Here is a 17,652-nt window from a genome sequence, read left to right on the forward strand (position 1 = left end):
CGCGGTCGAATCGATTCGATTCGATTTCGGTACAGTCGATTAACACGCTCGGCTCGTCCCGCGCCTTCCACCCCAGACACGTCCGGACCGCTATGCCCTCCCTGCTTCCTTCCCCTGCTCGTCGACCGAGGCAGGAACTCATCGCCTGGCGCAACGCCATCTTCGTGATCTTCACCCTGTCTGGGCTGAGCATCGCGACCTGGGCGGCCCGGCTGCCGGAGATCAAGTCGAACCTCGACGTCTCAACGGGCTCGATCGGAATTCTGATCCTCGGCATGAGTGCGGGGTCCATCCTCGGCCTTATGGCCTCGGCCTGGATCATGGCCCGGTTCGGCGCCCGCACGGGCATGGTGATCTCGCTGAGCTGCGTTGCGGTCGGACTGGTTCTCATCGGCATCGGTGCCGGGGTGGTGTTCTCCCCCGTCCTCGTCTTTGTCGGACTAGCCCTCTTCGGCTTCGGCAACGGCAGCGTCGACGTGATGATGAACGTCGAGGGCGCCGCCGCAGAAACCGAACTGGGCAAGACTGTCCTGCCGCTCATGCATGCCTGCTTCAGCCTGGGAACGGTGATTGGCGCTGGGATTGGCGCCGCAGCATCCGCTCTACGGATCGGTGTTGTGTGGCACGCCGGAGCCATGGCCGTCATCATCGCGGTTGCCGTTGTCATCGCTGTTCGATTCGTTCCGCTGCGCGAAGACCTGGGCGATGAGACCCCGACCCACTCGCACAAGCAGGACTGGCGGTCACGCCTCGTCGCCAACCTCGCGGTGTGGGCCGATCTGCGCCTCATTCTCATCGGTGTCATCATGCTCGGCATGGCCTTCGCCGAGGGCAGCGCCAACGACTGGCTGGCGCTGGCCTCCGTTGAGGGCCACGGCCAGTCGGAGCCAACCGGTGCAATCGTCTTTGGTGTGTTCGTCTCAGCGATGACCGTCGGTCGGGTCGCCGGCGGACCGCTCATCGACCGGTTCGGCCGGGTGCTCGTGCTGCAGGTGTCTGCGGTCTCCGCCGTCGTGGGTCTGCTCGTCTTCATCCTGGGCTCCGAGCTGTGGGTCATCGTTGTCGGAACGGTGTTCTGGGGACTCGGCAGCGCACTCGGCTTCCCGCTCGGCATGTCGGCGGCGGCCGAGGGCAAAAATGCAGCGGCCCGAGTGAGCGCTGTGGCCATGATCGGCTACCTGGCGTTCCTCGTCGGGCCACCGCTCATCGGTGTGCTTGGCGACCACATCGGCCTGCTGAACGCGCTGTTTGTCGTGCTTGTGCTCGTCGTTCTCTCGGGCCTCGCCTCGCCGGCCGCACGGGAGAGCCGACAGCCCTCGACGTCGCTCAAGTAACCCGGCTCGGCCTGCCATTCCTCTCGGGCTACACTCGTCGAGTGCGTTTGGTGATTGCGAAGTGTTCCGTTGACTATGCCGGACGACTCTCCGCGCACCTCCCCCTGGCCACGCGCCTGCTGATGGTGAAGAGTGACGGCAGCCTGCTCGTGCACTCCGATGGCGGTAGCTACAAGCCGCTCAACTGGATGAGCCCACCGTGCACCCTCACCGTCGGTGAACCAGATTCTGTTCAAACGGATGCCGGAATCACCGAAACCTGGACGGTCACGCACGCAAAAACCGGCGACAAGCTCGTCGTGTCCATCTACGAAACGCTGCACGATTCGGCACACGAACTCGGTAGTGACCCCGGACTGCAGAAGGACGGCGTGGAGGCCCACCTGCAGAAGCTGCTGGCCGAGCAGATCGACCTCCTCGGTGACGGCCACACCCTCGTGCGGCGCGAGTACATGACAGCGATCGGCCCGGTGGACATCCTGGCCCGCGACGCGCAGGGCGCGTCAGTCGCGGTCGAACTTAAGCGCCGCGGTGACATCGACGGTGTCGAACAGCTCACCCGCTATCTCGAACTGATGAACCGCGATCCGCACCTCGCACCCGTTTCTGGCGTGTTCGCTGCCCAGGAGATCAAACCGCAGGCTCGCACGCTGGCCGAGGATCGAGGCATCCGCTGTTTGGTTCTCGATTATGACGCCATGCGCGGACTGGACAACGCTGACGGGCGACTTTTCTAGCGTCGGTTGTTGCTTTCCCACAGATAATTGTGGTTTGCCTCACCAAATTGCCTATTATCGGATTCATATGTCTATTACCTCACCCGACCTGATGAGCACCGACTCAGGCGTTACCCGCACCTGGTCATGCGTGCTCTTCGACCTTGATGGGACGATCACCGACTCTGCCCCCGGCATCGTCGCGCGCCTCGCCAAAACGTTTGCCACACTCGGCCTGCCCGTTCCCTCCGAGGACGAGCTGCTCAACTGGGTCGGCCCGCCCATGCTCGAGTCGCTGGAGCAGCGCGCCGGTATGACACCGGCCGAGGCGCTCGACGCACTCACCGTGTACCGCAGCATCTCCGCCGTCGACGGACCGTGGACCGGCTCCGCCGTTTTCCCCGGCATCGCCGGCGTCATCAAGAACCTCTTCGCGGCAGGGATTCCCCTCGCCATCACGAGCAGCAAGCCGGAGTCCCAGGTCACGGCCGTTCTTGACCACTTCGGCCTCAGCCAGTACTTCACCGAGCTCTGTGGCGCATCAGAGGACGAGGTGCGCAGCTCGAAGGCCGACGTCATCGAAGAGGCGCTGCGCCGATTGACCGACCAGGGCATCGACCTCAGCCAGGTCGTGCTCGTTGGCGACCGTCACCACGACGTCGAGGGCGCCGCGGTTCACGGCATCCCCACCATCATGGTCGAGTGGGGCTATGGCTCCCCGGTCGAAGCGGAACACGCGATGGCTGTCGTGCACTCGACGGACCAGCTCAGCAAGCTCCTGCTCGGCTAAGGTTTTTCGCCCCCGGCTCTCGGCTTCTTCCCACCGGCCAGCCATACACTCAGACCATGCTGAACGGACTGTGGTGGCTCCCGTCGCTCATCGTCTTTGGCACAGCAGCCGTCGCTGTCATCCTCGGTGTTCGCGCGATGCGTTCGCGGCAGCGCACGCAGGGCATCGACCCGGTTTCGACGCGGGCCGCTCTCGAGCAGTCGGCGGGCGTTGAGCTGGTTCGTGCAGACGACCTGCTGCGAAACGCCCAAGATGAGGTGGAGTTCGCGCGCGCCCAATTCGGCGACCGGGCGGCTGCCGACCTCGCTGCCGCGGTCACCGCCGGGCAGGAGCAACTGCGTGAGGCGTTCCAGTTGCACCAGCAATTGCACGACGCCGTTCCCGACAGCGATGCCCAGCGCCGCCGCTGGTCGCAGCGCATCGTCGAGTTGTGCGGTGGAGTGTCGGAGTCGGTGCGTACACAGATGGCGCACCTCGACGGCCGACGAGCAATCGAACGATCAGCCCCCGAACACTTGGCCGAGCTCGACCAGAACATCAGCGACCTCTCGGGTCGCGTTGCCGACGCTGAGGCCACCCTCGATCGACTCAGCGAGACCTATGCGCCAGCGACATACGCCCGCGTCGAGACTGCCCCGGCGGCGGCGGCCCAGGCGCTCGACACCGCTCGCGCAGAGCTGGCCACCGCCCGTGCGCGCGTGGCGGCCAGCGAGCCAGCGTCTGCCGAGCTCGACGCTGCACGCACACAAGTGCAGGCCGCCCGGCATGCCCTCGACTCGGTGACCCGCACGGCCGCCGGCCTCGACGCGGCGAGTGCCGAGCTGGCCACTGTCGTCGCCCAGACCCGTCGAGCGGTCAGCGACGCCTCCGCACAGCGTGACGCCGCCGCGCTGCCCGCGTCCGCCGATGAAATTTCACGGGCACTGGATGTTGTCACAGCGACAATCGCGCTCGTCACGGACCGCAGGCAGCTGCCAGATCCCCTCGCTCGGCTCGATGAGCTGCGAGAGGCGGTCTCACGACTGGACGCGGCGCTGGCCAGCGCGCGCAGCGCCGAGCAGCGTATCGAGAACGCCCGTGAGGCACTCCGCGGAGCACTCTTCTCGGCGCGGAGCCACCTTGAGGTCGCCAAGGGCTTCATCGAAGACAATCGCGGACGCGTCGGAGCAGATGCGCGCACGCGGCTCGCTGAGGCGGAACGCCAGCTCGCTCTTGCCGACGCGGCAGACGACCCGGTGGAGGCGCTCGACACGGCCCGCCGGGTGTCGCGTCTTGCCCAGGATGCGGATGCTCTCGCGCGCTACGACGCCGGTCCGCGAACGGCGCCACTCAAGCGCTAAGTCATCGGACCCGCTCGCCCGCTAACCCACCGGCACCGGCTCGGTGCCCACCGGTGTAAACGACTCGAAGACGCCGTAGGCAGCCGGTTCGCCTGAACAACCCGCTTTTCGACGGGGGTAGGTGCGCCCCAATTCGGGGGCTAGAGCTTCAAGCGGCACATGAGACTGTTGTCGGCTGGGATGAGTTTCTGGTCGACCAGCATGGGTCGTGAACGTCCCGATCAGAGGGCGTTTACCGGGGGTCGCTCGGCCGACGAAAGTCACCGGCGGGAGCATGAGCACACGTCCGCTCTCAATAATACCTGACAAATGCTCGCGATTTCAAGTTGGAGAGAACCATTGCCAGGGGGCCGCTCGCGGATAGAGTTCCAGACGTACGTTGAGCGACGACCCGAAAGACGTTGAACGGACATCGAGATCAGCCATGTATGAAGTGGAAGAGTGACCGGGGTCCAGCCTTGAATCGTGTTGAACGCAACCAATTAGTCGTCGAGAATTTACCTCTCGTCGGCTACCTCGTATCCGAGTTGTGCGCTACTGCCAGCCACCTCTCCCGCGACGATCTCGCTTCGGCGGGCTCCATCGCCCTGATCACATCGGCCGACTCCTTCAACACCGACCTTGGAGTTCCCTTCGGCGCATACGCCCGCAGGCGTATCCTCGGTGCCTTCGCCGATGAGATGCGGTCGAACGACTGGGCTACCCGTGGAGCCCGGCGCCGGATCAAGGAAACGCTGGCGATTCAGGAGACCCTCACCGCGGCCCTTGGTCGCGCACCTGGTATTGACGAGATGGCGTCTGCCCTCGGCGTCGACCGCGAGACTGTCGTCGCTGGCCTCACCGACGCTGCACGCACGGTGTCAACACTCGACGACACGACCGCTGAGTACCTTGCTGCGGACATTCCGCTTCCTGAAGAGTCGCTCCTCGTCGCTGAGCGCCTCACCTACCTGCGCGCCGCAGTAGCTGCACTGCCCGAAAGCATGCGCTTCATCATTGAGCAGATCTACTTCGAAGACCGTGCGGTGAAGGACGTCGCTGCAGAACTCGGGATCACTCACTCCGCGGTGTCACAGCAGCGCGCTGAGGCCGTCCGTCTCATTCGCGACGGCATGTCGACGCACTATGCCGACGCGCCAGAGGAAGAGGCCATCACGCACTCTCGTGTTGCACCGGCTCGCCGCGCTGCGTACCTGACCGGCGTCGCCGAGCACGTTCTCCGTGCCGTGCAGCCCGCAGCCGTCGCAAGCTAAAGCGGAAGTCGACGACAGCCCAAAACATTTCTCCAACGGGAGCTAACGCTCGGTGAAAACCAGTCGATAGCTGAGAGGGAACACACCGGACCATGGATGGGCCGGATCTCAACACCCAATCACGGAGGAAATCACCATGGGTATGCAAATCAACACCAACATTTCGGCACTCAACTCGTACCGGAACCTCTCCAACACGCAGAACGACCTGTCGAAGTCGCTGGAGAAGCTCTCCAGTGGTCTCCGCATCAATCGTGCTGCAGATGACGCAGCTGGCCTCGCAATCTCCGAAGGCCTGCGTTCGCAGGTCGGCGGTCTCAAGGTCGCTGCACGCAACGCCCAGGACGGCATCTCGGTCATCCAGACCGCTGAAGGCGCCCTGACCGAAACGCACTCCATCCTGCAGCGTCTCCGCGACCTCGCGGTCCAGGCCGGCAACGACTCGAACAACGCTGAGTCGCGCACGGCGATCAAGGTGGAGTCCGACCAGCTCGTATCCGAACTGGACCGTCTCAGCACGTCGTCCAACTTCAACGGAATCGACCTGTTGAAGGGCGACGTGGGCAACGGCACGGCGAAGCTTAGCTTCCAGATCGGCGCCAACGGCACGAAGGATAACCAGATCGACGTCGACCTCAGCAAGGCGAACGTTTCATCGATTGCATCGGCGCTTTCCGGCGGTGCGATTGGGGCTCCTGCCGCAACCTTCTCGCTGCCGACTGATGCCGCTGCGAGCACCATCGCGGCGGGCGCAGCCACGTTCAGTGCTGTGCATGCAAACGGAACGACTACGGCAGTCTCGGTGAACATCACCGCCATACCAGCTGGTGGCGGTGTTCAGGGAGCTGTGGACCAGCTCAATAAGGACGCCGCCTTCAGCGCAAGCTTCAATGCAGAGGTCGTCAAAGATGCGAACGGTGCCGGCGTTGGAATCGCTGTCACTGCCAAGGACGGTTCGGTTATCGACCTGGGCGCTTCCGGCTTCGCAAGTGGCCTAACTGTCGAAGCGGCGGGTGCTTCCGTAACGGGTGGCCTGAAGTTCGACACCGCGGCAAACGCAAAGGCAGCGATCATCGAGCTGGATAAGCACATCACCTCCGTCTCCGCAGCCCGCGCAGACCTCGGTGCCGTGCAGAACCGTTTCGAATCGACCATCAACAGCCTCAACGTGTCGAGCGAGAACCTGGCAGCTGCCGAGTCACGCATCCGCGACACCGACATGGCGTCCGAGATGGTCAACTACACCCGTGCGAACATCCTGTCGCAGGCCGGTACCGCCATGCTCGCGCAGGCGAACCAGTCCAACCAGGGCGTTCTGCAGCTCCTCGGCTAGACCGGGTCCTAGACAACGCCCGGTGGCAGCCGAGCAGAAACTGGACCTTCTGTTTCGGCCGCCGCCGGGCGTTTCCGGCATCCACCCACAACGACGGGATCACAAATGGGACTCGCACTCGACGGCCTAGCTAGCGGTCTAGACACCAAAGCCCTCATCACCTCCCTCATGCAACTTGAGGCGATCCCCCAATCCCTTCTGAAGACCAAGGTCTCAAACACCCAATCTGCCATCACCGCACTCCAATCGCTCAACACCAAGATCTCGTCACTCGGCGACCTCGCGAACAAGGCAGCAAAACCGGACGCACTGGCCGTCTTCGCAGCGACGAGCAGCTCGGATAAAATTTCGGTTCGTGCAGCGCAGGGCGCGACACCCGGCCAGCTCGAAATCTTCGTGGAGAAGTTGGCGCAGGCGCAGACAACTGTGTCTGACACGGTCACAGCATGGCCGGAATCGGTCCTGACCATCACCGGATCCGACGGCAAACCAATGACAGTCACTGCCGCGTCAACGGCACTCGACGATGTGGTGCAAGCCGTGAACGCAGCAAAGGCTGGCGTCACAGCAACCAAGGTGGCAGCGGGAAAAGACTCGTCTACCGGCGAACCACAGTACCGATTGCAGTTCATCGGGTCCGAGACAGGGGCAACGGGAGCCTTCTCGATATCCGGCACAGCAGTCGGACTGACCACTATCAAAGCCGCTCAGGACGCTGAAGCAACGCTCTGGAAAGGCACGTCCGCAGAGCAACTTCTCACCTCTCCGACTAACACTTTCACTGACATTCTTTCGGGCGTTTCCGTCACCGCGTCCGCCGTGTCGACTGACCCTGTAAGCATCAGCGTGAAGCGCGATGCCGCTGCAGCGACGAAGGTCGCTCAAGATTTTGTTGGATCCCTCAACGAGGTTTTCGCACTAATTTCTGTCAAATCCGTCGTGACAACAACTACGACAAACGGCGAGACGTCTGTCAATGGTGGCGTCTTCACCGGAGACAGTGCGGTGCGAAGCGCCCGCCAATCGCTTCTGAGCGCCGCCTCAATGCCCGTCAATGGATTCTCGCCATCCGAGATCGGGATCAGCATCACAAAAACAGGCGTGCTGGAATTCGACGCGGATAAGTTCAAGACCGCACTCTCCGAAAATCCAACCAAGGTCGAATCGATGATTCACGAACTCGGATCACGTGTGGCAGGCGTCGCTAGTCAAACTTCGGACAAATACAACGGCACTCTCACCTCGAAAATTACCGGGCAAGAGTCGTTAGCGAAGAATCTCAACGGGCAAATCGAGGAATGGGATACCCGCCTCGAAAACCGGCGTGCGACCCTCTCACGCACTTACTCCGCAATGGAAGTTCGACTCAGCGCGCTGAACGCTCAGTCGTCCTATCTCACCTCGCAACTCGCTTCACTGAACCCCGGAAACTCGCAGAAATGACTCTGACAAACTTCGCTGCACAGCGGGCCAAATTCAACCGCGAGGCCATCCTTTCGGCTACCCCTGCAGCACTTCTTACAATGCTTTACGATCGACTTCTGCTCGACTTGGGACGCGCGGAAGCGGCCCAGCAGCGGGAGGACTGGGACGCCGCGAGAGAGAATCTGCTGCATGCACAGGACATCGTCGCCGAACTTTCGGGCTCGCTCGACCTCGACGCTTGGACTGGCGCTCGGGACATGTTCAGCCTCTATACGTACGTCAACGGCCTCTTGATCACCGCAAACATCAACCGCAACATTTCGCACACGCAAGAGAGCATCGCGGTGCTTGGTCCCCTACGCGAGGCATGGCACCATGCCGCTGAGTCGGCGGCCGCTGATCGCCCCGTGGTGGCAGCGAATGGGACGCTCGGAATTGGCTGACCAACAGCTGTCTGTGTGGACCGACATCCTCGATGCCTTGGAGGCAGACTTGGCGCGGGGGGTCGACTTGGACCAGATTGACTCCTGGGCAGCGCCAACTGACGCTGGCCCCATTCCCGAGGAACTCGTCGACCGTGCTCGAACCGTTCTTGAAGCGCAACACCGACTAGCGGCCGAACTGACGCTCGAGCGCGAAACCATCGGGAGGCACTTGGCCGCTTTGCGAACCGTGCCCTCCGCCCAGAACACCTACCGCTCGGTGTATCTCGACACCATCGGATAGCGCGAGGCCGAACGCTTAATCTGTTTCTAACGAAAACTCCGGTCCCGCCGATAGCTAAGAGTGAGCACGGATTGCTCACCCCTTAGGCCACGGATCGGCCGCACTGATTTTTCTCGCGAAACGGTTAATCGTGCTTGAATCCGTGACTTCTGCTGCGCTCTCGAGCGCTCTCGACGGGCTGTCGATGCGTCAGCGCGCCATTGCGAACAACATCGCGAACGTGAACACGGCGGGATACCGCGCACAGCGAGTGTCATTTGAAGATGCGCTGGCGAATTCCGTTCGATCTGGAAGCGGCGTCACGGCCGCGACCCTGCAGGAATCGCTTGAGCCCACGCAGCTCAACGGCAACAACGTGAACCTTGACACCGAAACACTCTCCAACATCGACACCGTGCTGCGCTATCAGTTCGCCGCACGAGCCGTTGAAGGAACATTCACGAGCGTTCGCTCAGCGATGAGGACCAGCTAATGACTTTTGACGCAATCGGCATCGCTGGCTCGGCCCTGACCGTGCACCGCAAATGGCTAGACGCTGTCTCGGACAACATCGCCAACGTGAACACGGTGACGAGCACCGACGGTGATGCGTTCCAAGCCCGATACGTCCTGGCCCAGGCCGGGGAGGGCACCAGCGGGGTGCACGTGGCCGGAGCCGCCTACGGCGACGCCGAGGGCCGGATCGTGTACCAGCCCGACCACCCGCTCGCCGATGAGGAGGGCTATGTCCGATACCCGGACATCGATATGGCCTCGCAAATGGGACAGCTCATCATGGCCCAGCGCGGTTACCAGGCGAACGCTGCTGTGGTCGACCGGGCCAAGGAAACCTACCAGGCCGCACTTCAGATCGGACGCTCATAATGCCTATGCCCATCGATGCCATCTCGGCACTTCAGGGATCCGTCGGCGTCGGCTCGGCCGCGACGACCGCACCGGCCGTCACCGACGGATCTGCATTTGCCAACGTCCTCGGCGGAGCGATTGACAACGTTCAGCAACTTCAGTCGACCTCCAACGAGCTCGCTGTCAAAGCCGTGACAGGCGATCTCAACGACATCCACACCGCGACGATCGCCTCGACGCGCGCGCAGGTCACCCTTGAGCTCGTTGCCGCAGTACGCAATAAGGGCGTTGACGCGTTCAACGAGATCATGAGGATGCAGGCGTAATGCCCCAGCAGATCACGTCAGCTTTCGGACGGCTCATGGCCGCCGTTCGGAGTTTCAGCCTGGCACAGCGAACCATCGCCATCCTTGGCGTTGCCGTGCTCGCCCTCGGCATCTTCGCGGTGTCGGCGTGGCTGATGAAGCCGGCGTACACGCCGCTGTTCTCCGGGTTAAGCCCCGCCGACGCCAGCACGATCGTCGAGCAGCTCGACGCCAACGGCGTCAGCTACGAGCTGGCCAACGGTGGCGCCACCATTCTCGTTCCCGAACAGAACGTCTACGCCGAGCGGCTTACCGCGGCAGCGGCGGGTCTGCCCTCGTCAAGCACTGGCGGATACTCGCTGCTCGACGAGATGGGTGTGACCTCGTCAGAGTTCCAGCAGTCCGTCACATACAAGCGGGCGCTCGAAGGCGAGCTGGCCTCGACCATCTCCGCTCTGGATGGCGTGACAACCGCGACCGTTCGACTTGCTGTACCGGAAGAAACGGTATTCGTTTCGGAAAAATCGAGCCCAACGGCATCCGTTTTTGTGGAGACGAAGAATGGCGTCACTTTGACGGCAGAGCAGGTGCAGGCGATTACGCACCTGACGTCGGCGTCGGTGGACGGCATGAAGGCGGAGGACGTGGCGGTCATCGACTCGAAGGGCACCGTGCTCTCGGCGGTCGGGGTTGGTGCGACCGGATCTGCGGCGCAGCAAACGAGCGACTACGAGCAGCGCGTGCGCGCGTCGGTTCAGGCAATGCTTGACCGGATCGTCGGGCCAGGCAACTCGTCGGTCATCGTCGCGGCGGGGGTCAACCTTGAGACGGCCGAGCGGGTCGAGGAGTCGTTTGTGACTCCCGAAGGTGCGCCGGTTCTCGACGAAGCGTCATCGAAGGAGTCGTATGTCGGCTCGGGCGGCGGAAACGCCGGAGTGCTCGGACCGGACAACATCGCTGTTCCGGAGGGAACCTCCGGCAACGGCAACTACACGTCCGAATCGACCACCAAGAACAATGCGGTCGACAAGGTGACGGAGACGCGCACCATTCCGGCTGGCTCGATTGACCGTCAGACGGTATCCGTGGCGCTGAGTGCTGAAGCTGCAGGAAACATCAACGTGAACGACATCACTTCGCTGGTCGAGTCAGCTGCTGGTATCGACGCGGACCGGGGCGACGCCGTCACCGTCGAGGTGGTCAACTTCACGACCTCAGCAGCGGACGAAGCGGCCGCGGCCATCTCTGCCGCCGAGAAGGCTGCAGCCGACGAGCGCACCACGCTCCTCATTCGCACCGGCATTATCGCTGCAGCAGTTCTCGCAGCTGCGATCATCGCGCTCGTGCTGGTGAACCGTAACCGCCGCCGCCGGCAAGAGGCGCTGGCGAGCCAGTCCAACCTCGAGCCGGGCGAGTTCCGCGACCTCGTGTTAGCCGACGCAGGCGCGACCGAGGTGCTGACCGCCCTGCCCGAACCGCAGCCGCTCGCTGGGCCGAACTCGATGGAGCGTACTCGCGCCGAGATCGGCTCGCTCGCCGAGCGGAACCCCGAGAAGACCGCCGCCTTCCTCCGCGGCCTCATGGATGAGAAGCAGCCCGTATGACGAACGCAACAGCCGAGCTGACCGGCACCCAAAAGGTCGCGGTCGTGCTGATGAACATGGAGCAGCAGCAGGCCGCCCTGGTCATGCAGCAATTCACGGACACCGAGGCCGAAGAGATCACTGCCGAGATCGTGCGGATGCGACGGGTCGAGTCGCACGTCGCCGAGCAAGCCTTGACGGAATTCCACGAACTCACTCTCGAGGATCGACTGAATTCCCGGGGCGGCAGCGACGTCGCTGCTGGGCTGCTTGAAGCATCATTCGGTTCCGAGCGCGCGACCGGCGTCATGAATCGAGTGACGGCATCCATGGCTGGGCGATCATTTGAATTTTTCAACACCGCCGAGCCGTCGCAGATCGTCACACTGCTGGAGGGTGAACTTCCCCAGACCATCGCACTCGTTCTGGCGCATCTCCGGCCCGGGCTCGCCTCGGCGGCACTGGCCGGACTTACCGATTCCCTGCGCACCGATGTGGCTGAATGCATCGCCGCGATGGGCCCCGCAACGCCCGAGGCTGTACGAATTGTCGCAGGCGCACTTCGCCTGCGCTCAGGCGGCGTTGTAGCTGCACGGTCAGCAACGGATGTTGTCGGTGGCGTTCGCCCCCTCCTCGACATCATCAATCAAAGTGACGTGGCAACCGAGCGGGCGCTGCTGGCCGGACTGGAAGAGCGTGACCCGGCACTCGCCGAGGAGATCCGCGCGCTCATGCTGACCTTCGCCGACATCGTCAAACTCGAAGAGCGCGACGTGCAGCTCGTTCTCCGTGGTGTCGATCCCGCCAACCTGGCCCTCGCTATGAAGGGTGCGGCCGCGCCTGTCATCGAGACGATTCGATCGAACCTGTCTGAGCGCAACCGTGAACTGCTCGACGACGAGATCGCCAACCTAGGTCCAGTGCGCATGTCCCAGGTGGACGATGCGCGGGCCGCCATCGTCCGCTCGATCCGCGATATGGAAGCGGACGGTCGCATCGTTCTCACTCGCGGGGACGAAGATCAATATGTCGACTAACACGTCCTTCTCTATGTTCGCGCTGCCGAGCCTCAGCCACCCCGAAGCGGATCGCGCTGAAGCGCGGGCCAAGACCCGCGGTCACGCGGCCGGCTACGCCGCGGGGCTGCACGCCGCACAGCGCGAACTGGCCGATCAGCGGATCGCACTCCAGGCAGAGTTCGACGAGGCCATGGAACGTGGTCGCGCAGATGTTCAGCGAACCCTGGACGCGCTGGCCGCAGCAATTCGGGCTGCCGATGCTCGGGCGCTGCCCGTGGTCGAGGACGCCCAAAACACCCTTGCCGTCGCGGCGATTGAACTCGCCGAAGCCGTGATCGGCCAGGAACTCGCCGATGGCGAACGGGCGGCCAGATCCGCCCTCGCGCGAGCACTTAGCTCCGTCCCCGTTGACGGTCTGACCAACATTCGAATGAACCCCGACGATATCGCCCGGCTCGCCCCAGAGGAACGCGCCGAGGTCCCCGCCGAGCTCATCGCCGATCCAGCACTGCAGCCCGGTGACGCCATCGCGGTGCTGCCGAACGGCTGGCTCGACGCACGAATCGAGACGGCTCTTGCCCGGGCGAAATCGGCTCTCCTCGGGGAGGAGTCATGAACGACGCATGGCGGCCACGGGCGAATCAATTCGGCACGGCCCTCGTAGCGGCCCGTCCTGAACGCGTGGGATCCGTCACATCCGTCGTCGGCCTCGCCTTGGAAATCCAGGGACTCGAAAGTGCCGTTGGCGACCTGGTTACCGTAGGCGATGACCGGCGCGCGGAGGTCGTGGCGACGAGTCGTGACGGCATCCGGTGCATGCCGCTTGGCCGCATGAGCGGCATTAAGGTCGGCACACCGGCTCGGTCCTACGGCCGGCCGCTCCAGGTCCCAACCGGCGACGGTCTGCTCGGACGGGTCCTCGACGGCCTCGGCCAGCCAATCGACGGCAAAGGCCCGCTGCGGTACGACCGCATGGTGCCCCTCGACAACGAGGCGCCATCCTCCATGGACCGAGCTCGAATCGACACCCCGCTCCAGCTCGGAGTGCGCGTGCTCGACACGCTCACCACCGTCGGCATGGGCCAGAGAATGGGGCTTTTCGCCGGCTCGGGTGTTGGTAAGTCGTCTCTGCTTTCGATGATCGCGCGCGGCACCGACGCAGCGGTCTCGGTCATCGCTCTCGTCGGCGAGCGCGGACGAGAGGTTCGCGAGTTTCTCGAAGATGACCTGGGTGAAGAAGGATTGGCGCGCTCGGTCGTCATCGTCTCGACCTCTGACGACCCCGCCCTGCTGCGCCTCCGCGCGGCGTTCACAGCCACCCGCATTGCAGAGTCCTTCCGCGAACGAGGCGAAGACGTCATCTTGATGATGGACTCGCTGACTCGAGTCGCCATGGCACAACGGGAAATTGGCCTTTCCGCCGGTGAACCGCCCGCCACCCGGGGTTACCCGCCATCCACGTTCTCTGTTCTGGCCCGAATCCTGGAACGTGCGGGTACCGATGCGATCGGATCGGTCACCGGCCTGTACACGGTGCTCGTTGACGGGGACGATCACAACGAGCCGATCGCAGACGCCGCGCGCTCCATCCTCGATGGGCACGTGGTCCTCGATCGAAAGCTCGCTGTCACCGGACACTTTCCTTCGGTGAGCGCCCTGGACTCGATCTCACGCGTAGCGAGCAGGGTCAACCCGCCGGAACGTACGCGCCAGGCAGCGTTTCTGCGGAAGGTACTTGCAGCAAAGAGAAACGCCCAGGACCTCATCGATGTTGGGGCATACCAGCGGGGAACCAATCCCCTCGTCGACGCCGCTTTGGATCACGACGGCGCGATTCAAACATTCCTGCAACAGCGGATGGATGATCAGACTCCCGCAGACCAGACGTGGGCGCATCTCGCCAGGCTTAATCACCTTTTAGGAGGATCCGCATGACTCGGTCGTTCTCACTCGCAGGGCTCCTCCGCTTGCGTCGACTCCGCGAAGATCAGGCAGCAGGCAACCTGGCGGCAGCCAATGCTGAGGTCCATGACGCTGCGATGCGAACCGCGCACGCACGCGACCTTCTCGCTGACACCCCGGCGGAGGTAAAGAACACCGCGGCGCTCAACGCCATCAACACGGCGCGGACGGCCTCCCGCAGCATGCTTGCAGAACTCAACGCACTCTCAGCGCTCAAGCAAGCCGCTGCTGACGAGTCAGCCGCGGCATTTGCAGCCGCTCGCTCCGAATCAGTACGCATCGAAAAGCTCGAGACCCGACACAGTGACCTCCTCGCCCAAGAAGACCTGCGCGCCGAACAGTTGGTTCTGGACGAGATCGCCTCGCGCTCGTGGCATTCTGCGCAGAACGAGGTAACCGCATGACCGTCATCGACGCCGTCGGGCGCATCTCCGAAATTCAGACCGCGTTGGTGTCGCTCGCGAATCCGACCCGGACGGATTCACTCGCGTCCAGCGCATTCGCGACCACCCTGTCCAAACTCGCTGGCAGCACGGCAACCCAGTCGGTGAGCGCTCCCTCGGCCGAGCCCGCAACGGATAGCCCCGGTGGTGACGACGTGGTCGCCACCGCAAAGAAGTACCTCGGCGTGCCGTACGTTTTCGGCGGCGAGGACTCAACCGGAATGGACTGCTCAGGCCTGGTTCAGCGGGTTTACGCCGATCTGGGAATTGATCTCCCTCGAGTGGTGCCCGATCAGGCAAAAATGGGCACCGCCGTCGGCTCGCTGGCCGAAGCGCAACCCGGCGACCTCATCGTGGCAAAAGGCAGTGGCCACATCCTCATCTACGCCGGTGACAATAAGGTCATTCACGCTCCTCGCCCCGGCACAACAGTGACGCTCGTCGACAACTGGCGGAAGGATTCCGACATCGAGACGATTCGTCGGATTGTGCCGGCCGCGTCTGCCGCGTCTGCCGCGTCTGCCGCGTCTGCCGCGTTGCCGAGCGGAGTCTCCGCGAGTGACATCGATGCACTCATCCTCGCGTCACAGCGCTCCGCGTTGACTGGGGGTGCGTGGTGACGATAATTCAAACCACGATGGTTTCGCCGTTCGCGCCCACCAGTTTCCTCACGGGCCAGGCCACCGATGCACGGTCCGGAGCGTTCGCTTCTGTCCTGCAGGGTGCGCTTGATCTGGAGGAGGCGACCACTGCTGCGACCGGAGCCGACGATCAAATACTCGGCGGGCAGGCTCAGGAGCAGGATGCTGCTCCGGTTACGCCCCTAAGCCCGGTTGCGACGACCCTTCGACCGGCAGAAACCGCTTCAGCCGCCGTATCCCTGCCCGTGAAGGCACCATCGGCGAACGTCGAGTCGGACGACATGCGTGCATTCTGCGACCGGCTGACAGCACCGTCGTCAGCGCTCGCACCTGCCGAGACAGACACGCCACCGGCTGCGCCCGATCCCAAACTTCCGGAGAGCGCGGATGGGTTCGCAATACCCCTCGTCCCCGCATTGGTGACAGCGTCGACAGTCGAAACTGCCGCCGTTCCCGCTGCAACTCCAGCTCGTCACAACATCCAGCCCGCGGAAGCACGAAACATGACCGAACCGTCGGCAGTCGTCTCCACCCCGACGGTTCCAGGACCAGGCGTCGACCTCGCCCAAGCGACCCCGCAACCGACGTCAGCGAGCACGGCAACGCCGCAGTCGGCCACATCACCGACCGCCACCCCGATCGTGCACGGGACTACCGCACCGTCGCTGACGACTCCGACAGAGGGCGCAACCGTGCCCAACGAGTCGTCTCTTCCCGCCGCGAACGAAGCTCCCGCACCGTCGTCACCGCCTCAATCAGAGAGCACAACCGTCACGGGAGAGTCGCCACTACCGGCCGCAAACAATGCCCTCCCGCCGGTTCCACATCGGACAAACACTGAGAGCAGCGGATCACGCTCCGCACTAGCTTCCGCAGCGGCACCCCTCGGTGCTCCGGCATCGGCGACTGTGCCCGCCAACTTCCCATCGGTCGAAGCCGACACGGACTCATCGCCAAGCACTCCGGGCGTAGCTCCGACCCTCACGGCAACGCTGATCCCAGTAACGAGCACCCCAAGTACACCCGCCGCACCAGCACCTGCCGCGCCCCCGCCACCCGCGCATGCGGCGCCTCCGACCCTCAACGCTCAACTTGCGCAACCGCTCTTCACGCTGGCGGGCGCGCGCGCGGGTGAGCACATCATGACGGTCCAGGTGAACCCGGACACCCTGGGCCCCGTTACCGTTCGCGCGGTCATCAGCTCCGACGATATTCGCATCGAACTTTTTTCAACGTCCGACAGTGGGCGCGACGCGCTTCGCCACATACTTCCTGAGCTGCGGCGAGACCTCTCAACTGGTGGTTTATCAGCAACTCTCGACCTGGGTACGAAGGACGGGACAGACAGCAAGGAGCAACGAGCACCTCAGCACGAGCAGCTCCCTCGACAGTTTGCTGAGTCCGCTCCAACACCTACACAGGGCCTTCGACCCAACCACTCCGCCACCTCGGCCCTCGACATCACCGTTTAACCCCAAGGAGATCACCAGTGCCCATCGACGCAATAGCACCGACAGACGCAGCCACCTATGCGGCCAAGGCGACGTCGGCTCCAAAACAGGAAATGGACGGTGAGATGTTCCTTTCGCTTCTCGTCACACAACTGCAGAACCAAGACCCCAGTTCACCCATGGACACCAACCAGATGATCTCCCAGACGACTCAGCTCGCCATGATGGAGCAAATCACCGCCCTCACAACGACCGGCACCGAAAACTTCTCGCTGCAAATGCGGACCTCCGCTGCCGCGCTGATCGGCCAGAACGTCAGCTACACCGGTGCTGATGGGTCAACCGTCTCAGGTATCGCCTCGGCGGTGTCCTATGTCGGATCCGTTCCACAAGTAACTATCGATGGGGTCTCCATCGCCCTCGACGCAATCTCCGGCGTGACAGCGCCCGTCACCGCCTAACTCACAACCGACCTAAGGACTCAC

Annotated in this window: 20 protein-coding genes; all 20 read left to right on the forward strand. The window is 63.4% G+C overall.

The genetic code is table 11. The annotated features are described in order from the left end of the window. Nucleotides 1-92 precede the first annotated feature (92 nt). The 20 genes from L1277_RS14975 (at nt 93) to L1277_RS15070 (ending at nt 17,628) form a co-directional block, all read left to right on the forward strand. Entirely contained in the window at nt 93-1,334 is a 1,242-nt protein-coding gene (locus tag L1277_RS14975) for an MFS transporter (RefSeq protein ID WP_253377541.1), read from the forward strand. A gap of 41 nt (nt 1,335-1,375) precedes the next feature. Next, complete coding sequence (gene nucS / locus L1277_RS14980; RefSeq protein WP_253377542.1) at nt 1,376-2,071, forward strand: endonuclease NucS; 696 nt, start codon at nt 1,376-1,378, stop codon at nt 2,069-2,071. A 67-nt stretch (nt 2,072-2,138) separates the two neighbouring features. Continuing rightward, nucleotides 2,139-2,840 (forward strand): HAD hydrolase-like protein, encoded by a 702-nt coding sequence (locus L1277_RS14985; RefSeq protein ID WP_253377543.1) that lies wholly within the window; start codon nt 2,139-2,141, stop codon nt 2,838-2,840. 56 nt (nt 2,841-2,896) lie between these two features. Then, nucleotides 2,897-4,180 carry a hypothetical protein gene (locus L1277_RS14990; RefSeq protein WP_253377544.1) on the forward strand — a complete coding sequence of 428 codons (1,284 nt, stop codon included), beginning with the start codon at nt 2,897-2,899 and terminating at the stop codon, nt 4,178-4,180. A 458-nt stretch (nt 4,181-4,638) separates the two neighbouring features. Then, the gene (locus L1277_RS14995; RefSeq protein ID WP_253377545.1) at nt 4,639-5,433 is read left to right on the forward strand and encodes a sigma-70 family RNA polymerase sigma factor; all 795 of its coding nucleotides are present in this window, start codon (nt 4,639-4,641) and stop codon (nt 5,431-5,433) included. 136 nt (nt 5,434-5,569) lie between these two features. Beyond that, a complete protein-coding gene (locus L1277_RS15000; RefSeq protein WP_253377547.1) occupies nt 5,570-6,766 on the forward strand; it encodes a flagellin in 1,197 nt (398 codons plus the stop codon). Between the two features lie 105 nt (nt 6,767-6,871). Beyond that, nucleotides 6,872-8,209 (forward strand): flagellar filament capping protein FliD, encoded by a 1,338-nt coding sequence (gene fliD / locus L1277_RS15005; protein WP_253377549.1) that lies wholly within the window; start codon nt 6,872-6,874, stop codon nt 8,207-8,209. Beyond that, on the forward strand, nt 8,206-8,634 hold the full coding sequence (gene fliS, locus L1277_RS15010) for a flagellar export chaperone FliS (protein ID WP_253377551.1): 429 nt from the start codon (nt 8,206-8,208) through the stop codon (nt 8,632-8,634). The genes fliD and fliS overlap by 4 nt, the downstream gene beginning before the upstream one ends. Then, nucleotides 8,627-8,917 (forward strand): hypothetical protein, encoded by a 291-nt coding sequence (locus tag L1277_RS15015; RefSeq protein WP_253377553.1) that lies wholly within the window; start codon nt 8,627-8,629, stop codon nt 8,915-8,917. The genes fliS and L1277_RS15015 overlap by 8 nt, the downstream gene beginning before the upstream one ends. Nucleotides 8,918-9,047: 130 nt before the next feature. Continuing rightward, nucleotides 9,048-9,389: a flagellar basal body rod protein FlgB gene (gene flgB / locus L1277_RS15020; RefSeq protein WP_253377555.1), complete on the forward strand. Its 342-nt coding sequence runs from the start codon at nt 9,048-9,050 to the stop codon at nt 9,387-9,389. After that, the gene (flgC, locus tag L1277_RS15025) at nt 9,389-9,781 is read left to right on the forward strand and encodes a flagellar basal body rod protein FlgC (RefSeq protein ID WP_253377557.1); all 393 of its coding nucleotides are present in this window, start codon (nt 9,389-9,391) and stop codon (nt 9,779-9,781) included. Before flgB ends, flgC begins: the two co-directional genes overlap by 1 nt. Before the next feature lie 5 nt (nt 9,782-9,786). Beyond that, a complete protein-coding gene (gene fliE / locus L1277_RS15030) occupies nt 9,787-10,089 on the forward strand; it encodes a flagellar hook-basal body complex protein FliE (protein WP_253377703.1) in 303 nt (100 codons plus the stop codon). Continuing rightward, a complete protein-coding gene (gene fliF, locus L1277_RS15035) occupies nt 10,089-11,672 on the forward strand; it encodes a flagellar basal-body MS-ring/collar protein FliF (protein ID WP_253377558.1) in 1,584 nt (527 codons plus the stop codon). Before fliE ends, fliF begins: the two co-directional genes overlap by 1 nt. Beyond that, on the forward strand, nt 11,669-12,688 hold the full coding sequence (gene fliG / locus L1277_RS15040) for a flagellar motor switch protein FliG (protein WP_253377560.1): 1,020 nt from the start codon (nt 11,669-11,671) through the stop codon (nt 12,686-12,688). Before fliF ends, fliG begins: the two co-directional genes overlap by 4 nt. Next, on the forward strand, nt 12,678-13,286 hold the full coding sequence (locus tag L1277_RS15045; protein WP_253377562.1) for a FliH/SctL family protein: 609 nt from the start codon (nt 12,678-12,680) through the stop codon (nt 13,284-13,286). Before fliG ends, L1277_RS15045 begins: the two co-directional genes overlap by 11 nt. Then, nucleotides 13,283-14,605, forward strand: a complete 1,323-nt coding sequence (locus L1277_RS15050) for a FliI/YscN family ATPase (RefSeq protein ID WP_253377565.1) — start codon at nt 13,283-13,285, stop codon at nt 14,603-14,605. Before L1277_RS15045 ends, L1277_RS15050 begins: the two co-directional genes overlap by 4 nt. Beyond that, nucleotides 14,602-15,036, forward strand: a complete 435-nt coding sequence (locus L1277_RS15055) for a flagellar FliJ family protein (RefSeq protein ID WP_253377567.1) — start codon at nt 14,602-14,604, stop codon at nt 15,034-15,036. Before L1277_RS15050 ends, L1277_RS15055 begins: the two co-directional genes overlap by 4 nt. Beyond that, on the forward strand, nt 15,033-15,695 hold the full coding sequence (locus tag L1277_RS15060) for a C40 family peptidase (protein WP_305884300.1): 663 nt from the start codon (nt 15,033-15,035) through the stop codon (nt 15,693-15,695). The genes L1277_RS15055 and L1277_RS15060 overlap by 4 nt, the downstream gene beginning before the upstream one ends. Beyond that, the gene (locus L1277_RS15830) at nt 15,692-17,188 is read left to right on the forward strand and encodes a flagellar hook-length control protein FliK (protein WP_253377569.1); all 1,497 of its coding nucleotides are present in this window, start codon (nt 15,692-15,694) and stop codon (nt 17,186-17,188) included. The genes L1277_RS15060 and L1277_RS15830 overlap by 4 nt, the downstream gene beginning before the upstream one ends. A 17-nt stretch (nt 17,189-17,205) precedes the next feature. After that, complete coding sequence (locus L1277_RS15070) at nt 17,206-17,628, forward strand: flagellar hook capping FlgD N-terminal domain-containing protein (RefSeq protein WP_308215115.1); 423 nt, start codon at nt 17,206-17,208, stop codon at nt 17,626-17,628. Nucleotides 17,629-17,652: the final 24 nt, after the last annotated feature.

This window comes from Okibacterium sp. HSC-33S16 (assembly GCF_024171565.1).
Taxonomy (GTDB): domain Bacteria; phylum Actinomycetota; class Actinomycetes; order Actinomycetales; family Microbacteriaceae; genus Mycetocola_A.

Coding starts and splice junctions, on each gene's coding strand:
- fliE (WP_253377703.1), top strand. CDS start 9,787: ATGCCCATCGATGCCATCTCGGCACTTCAGGGATCCGTCGGCGTCGGC.
- fliG (WP_253377560.1), top strand. CDS start 11,669: ATGACGAACGCAACAGCCGAGCTGACCGGCACCCAAAAGGTCGCGGTC.
- L1277_RS15050 (WP_253377565.1), top strand. CDS start 13,283: ATGAACGACGCATGGCGGCCACGGGCGAATCAATTCGGCACGGCCCTC.
- fliF (WP_253377558.1), top strand. CDS start 10,089: ATGCCCCAGCAGATCACGTCAGCTTTCGGACGGCTCATGGCCGCCGTT.
- fliS (WP_253377551.1), top strand. CDS start 8,206: ATGACTCTGACAAACTTCGCTGCACAGCGGGCCAAATTCAACCGCGAG.
- fliD (WP_253377549.1), top strand. CDS start 6,872: ATGGGACTCGCACTCGACGGCCTAGCTAGCGGTCTAGACACCAAAGCC.
- L1277_RS14990 (WP_253377544.1), top strand. CDS start 2,897: ATGCTGAACGGACTGTGGTGGCTCCCGTCGCTCATCGTCTTTGGCACA.
- flgC (WP_253377557.1), top strand. CDS start 9,389: ATGACTTTTGACGCAATCGGCATCGCTGGCTCGGCCCTGACCGTGCAC.
- L1277_RS15055 (WP_253377567.1), top strand. CDS start 14,602: ATGACTCGGTCGTTCTCACTCGCAGGGCTCCTCCGCTTGCGTCGACTC.
- L1277_RS14985 (WP_253377543.1), top strand. CDS start 2,139: ATGTCTATTACCTCACCCGACCTGATGAGCACCGACTCAGGCGTTACC.
- L1277_RS14975 (WP_253377541.1), top strand. CDS start 93: ATGCCCTCCCTGCTTCCTTCCCCTGCTCGTCGACCGAGGCAGGAACTC.
- L1277_RS15000 (WP_253377547.1), top strand. CDS start 5,570: ATGGGTATGCAAATCAACACCAACATTTCGGCACTCAACTCGTACCGG.
- L1277_RS15045 (WP_253377562.1), top strand. CDS start 12,678: ATGTCGACTAACACGTCCTTCTCTATGTTCGCGCTGCCGAGCCTCAGC.
- L1277_RS15060 (WP_305884300.1), top strand. CDS start 15,033: ATGACCGTCATCGACGCCGTCGGGCGCATCTCCGAAATTCAGACCGCG.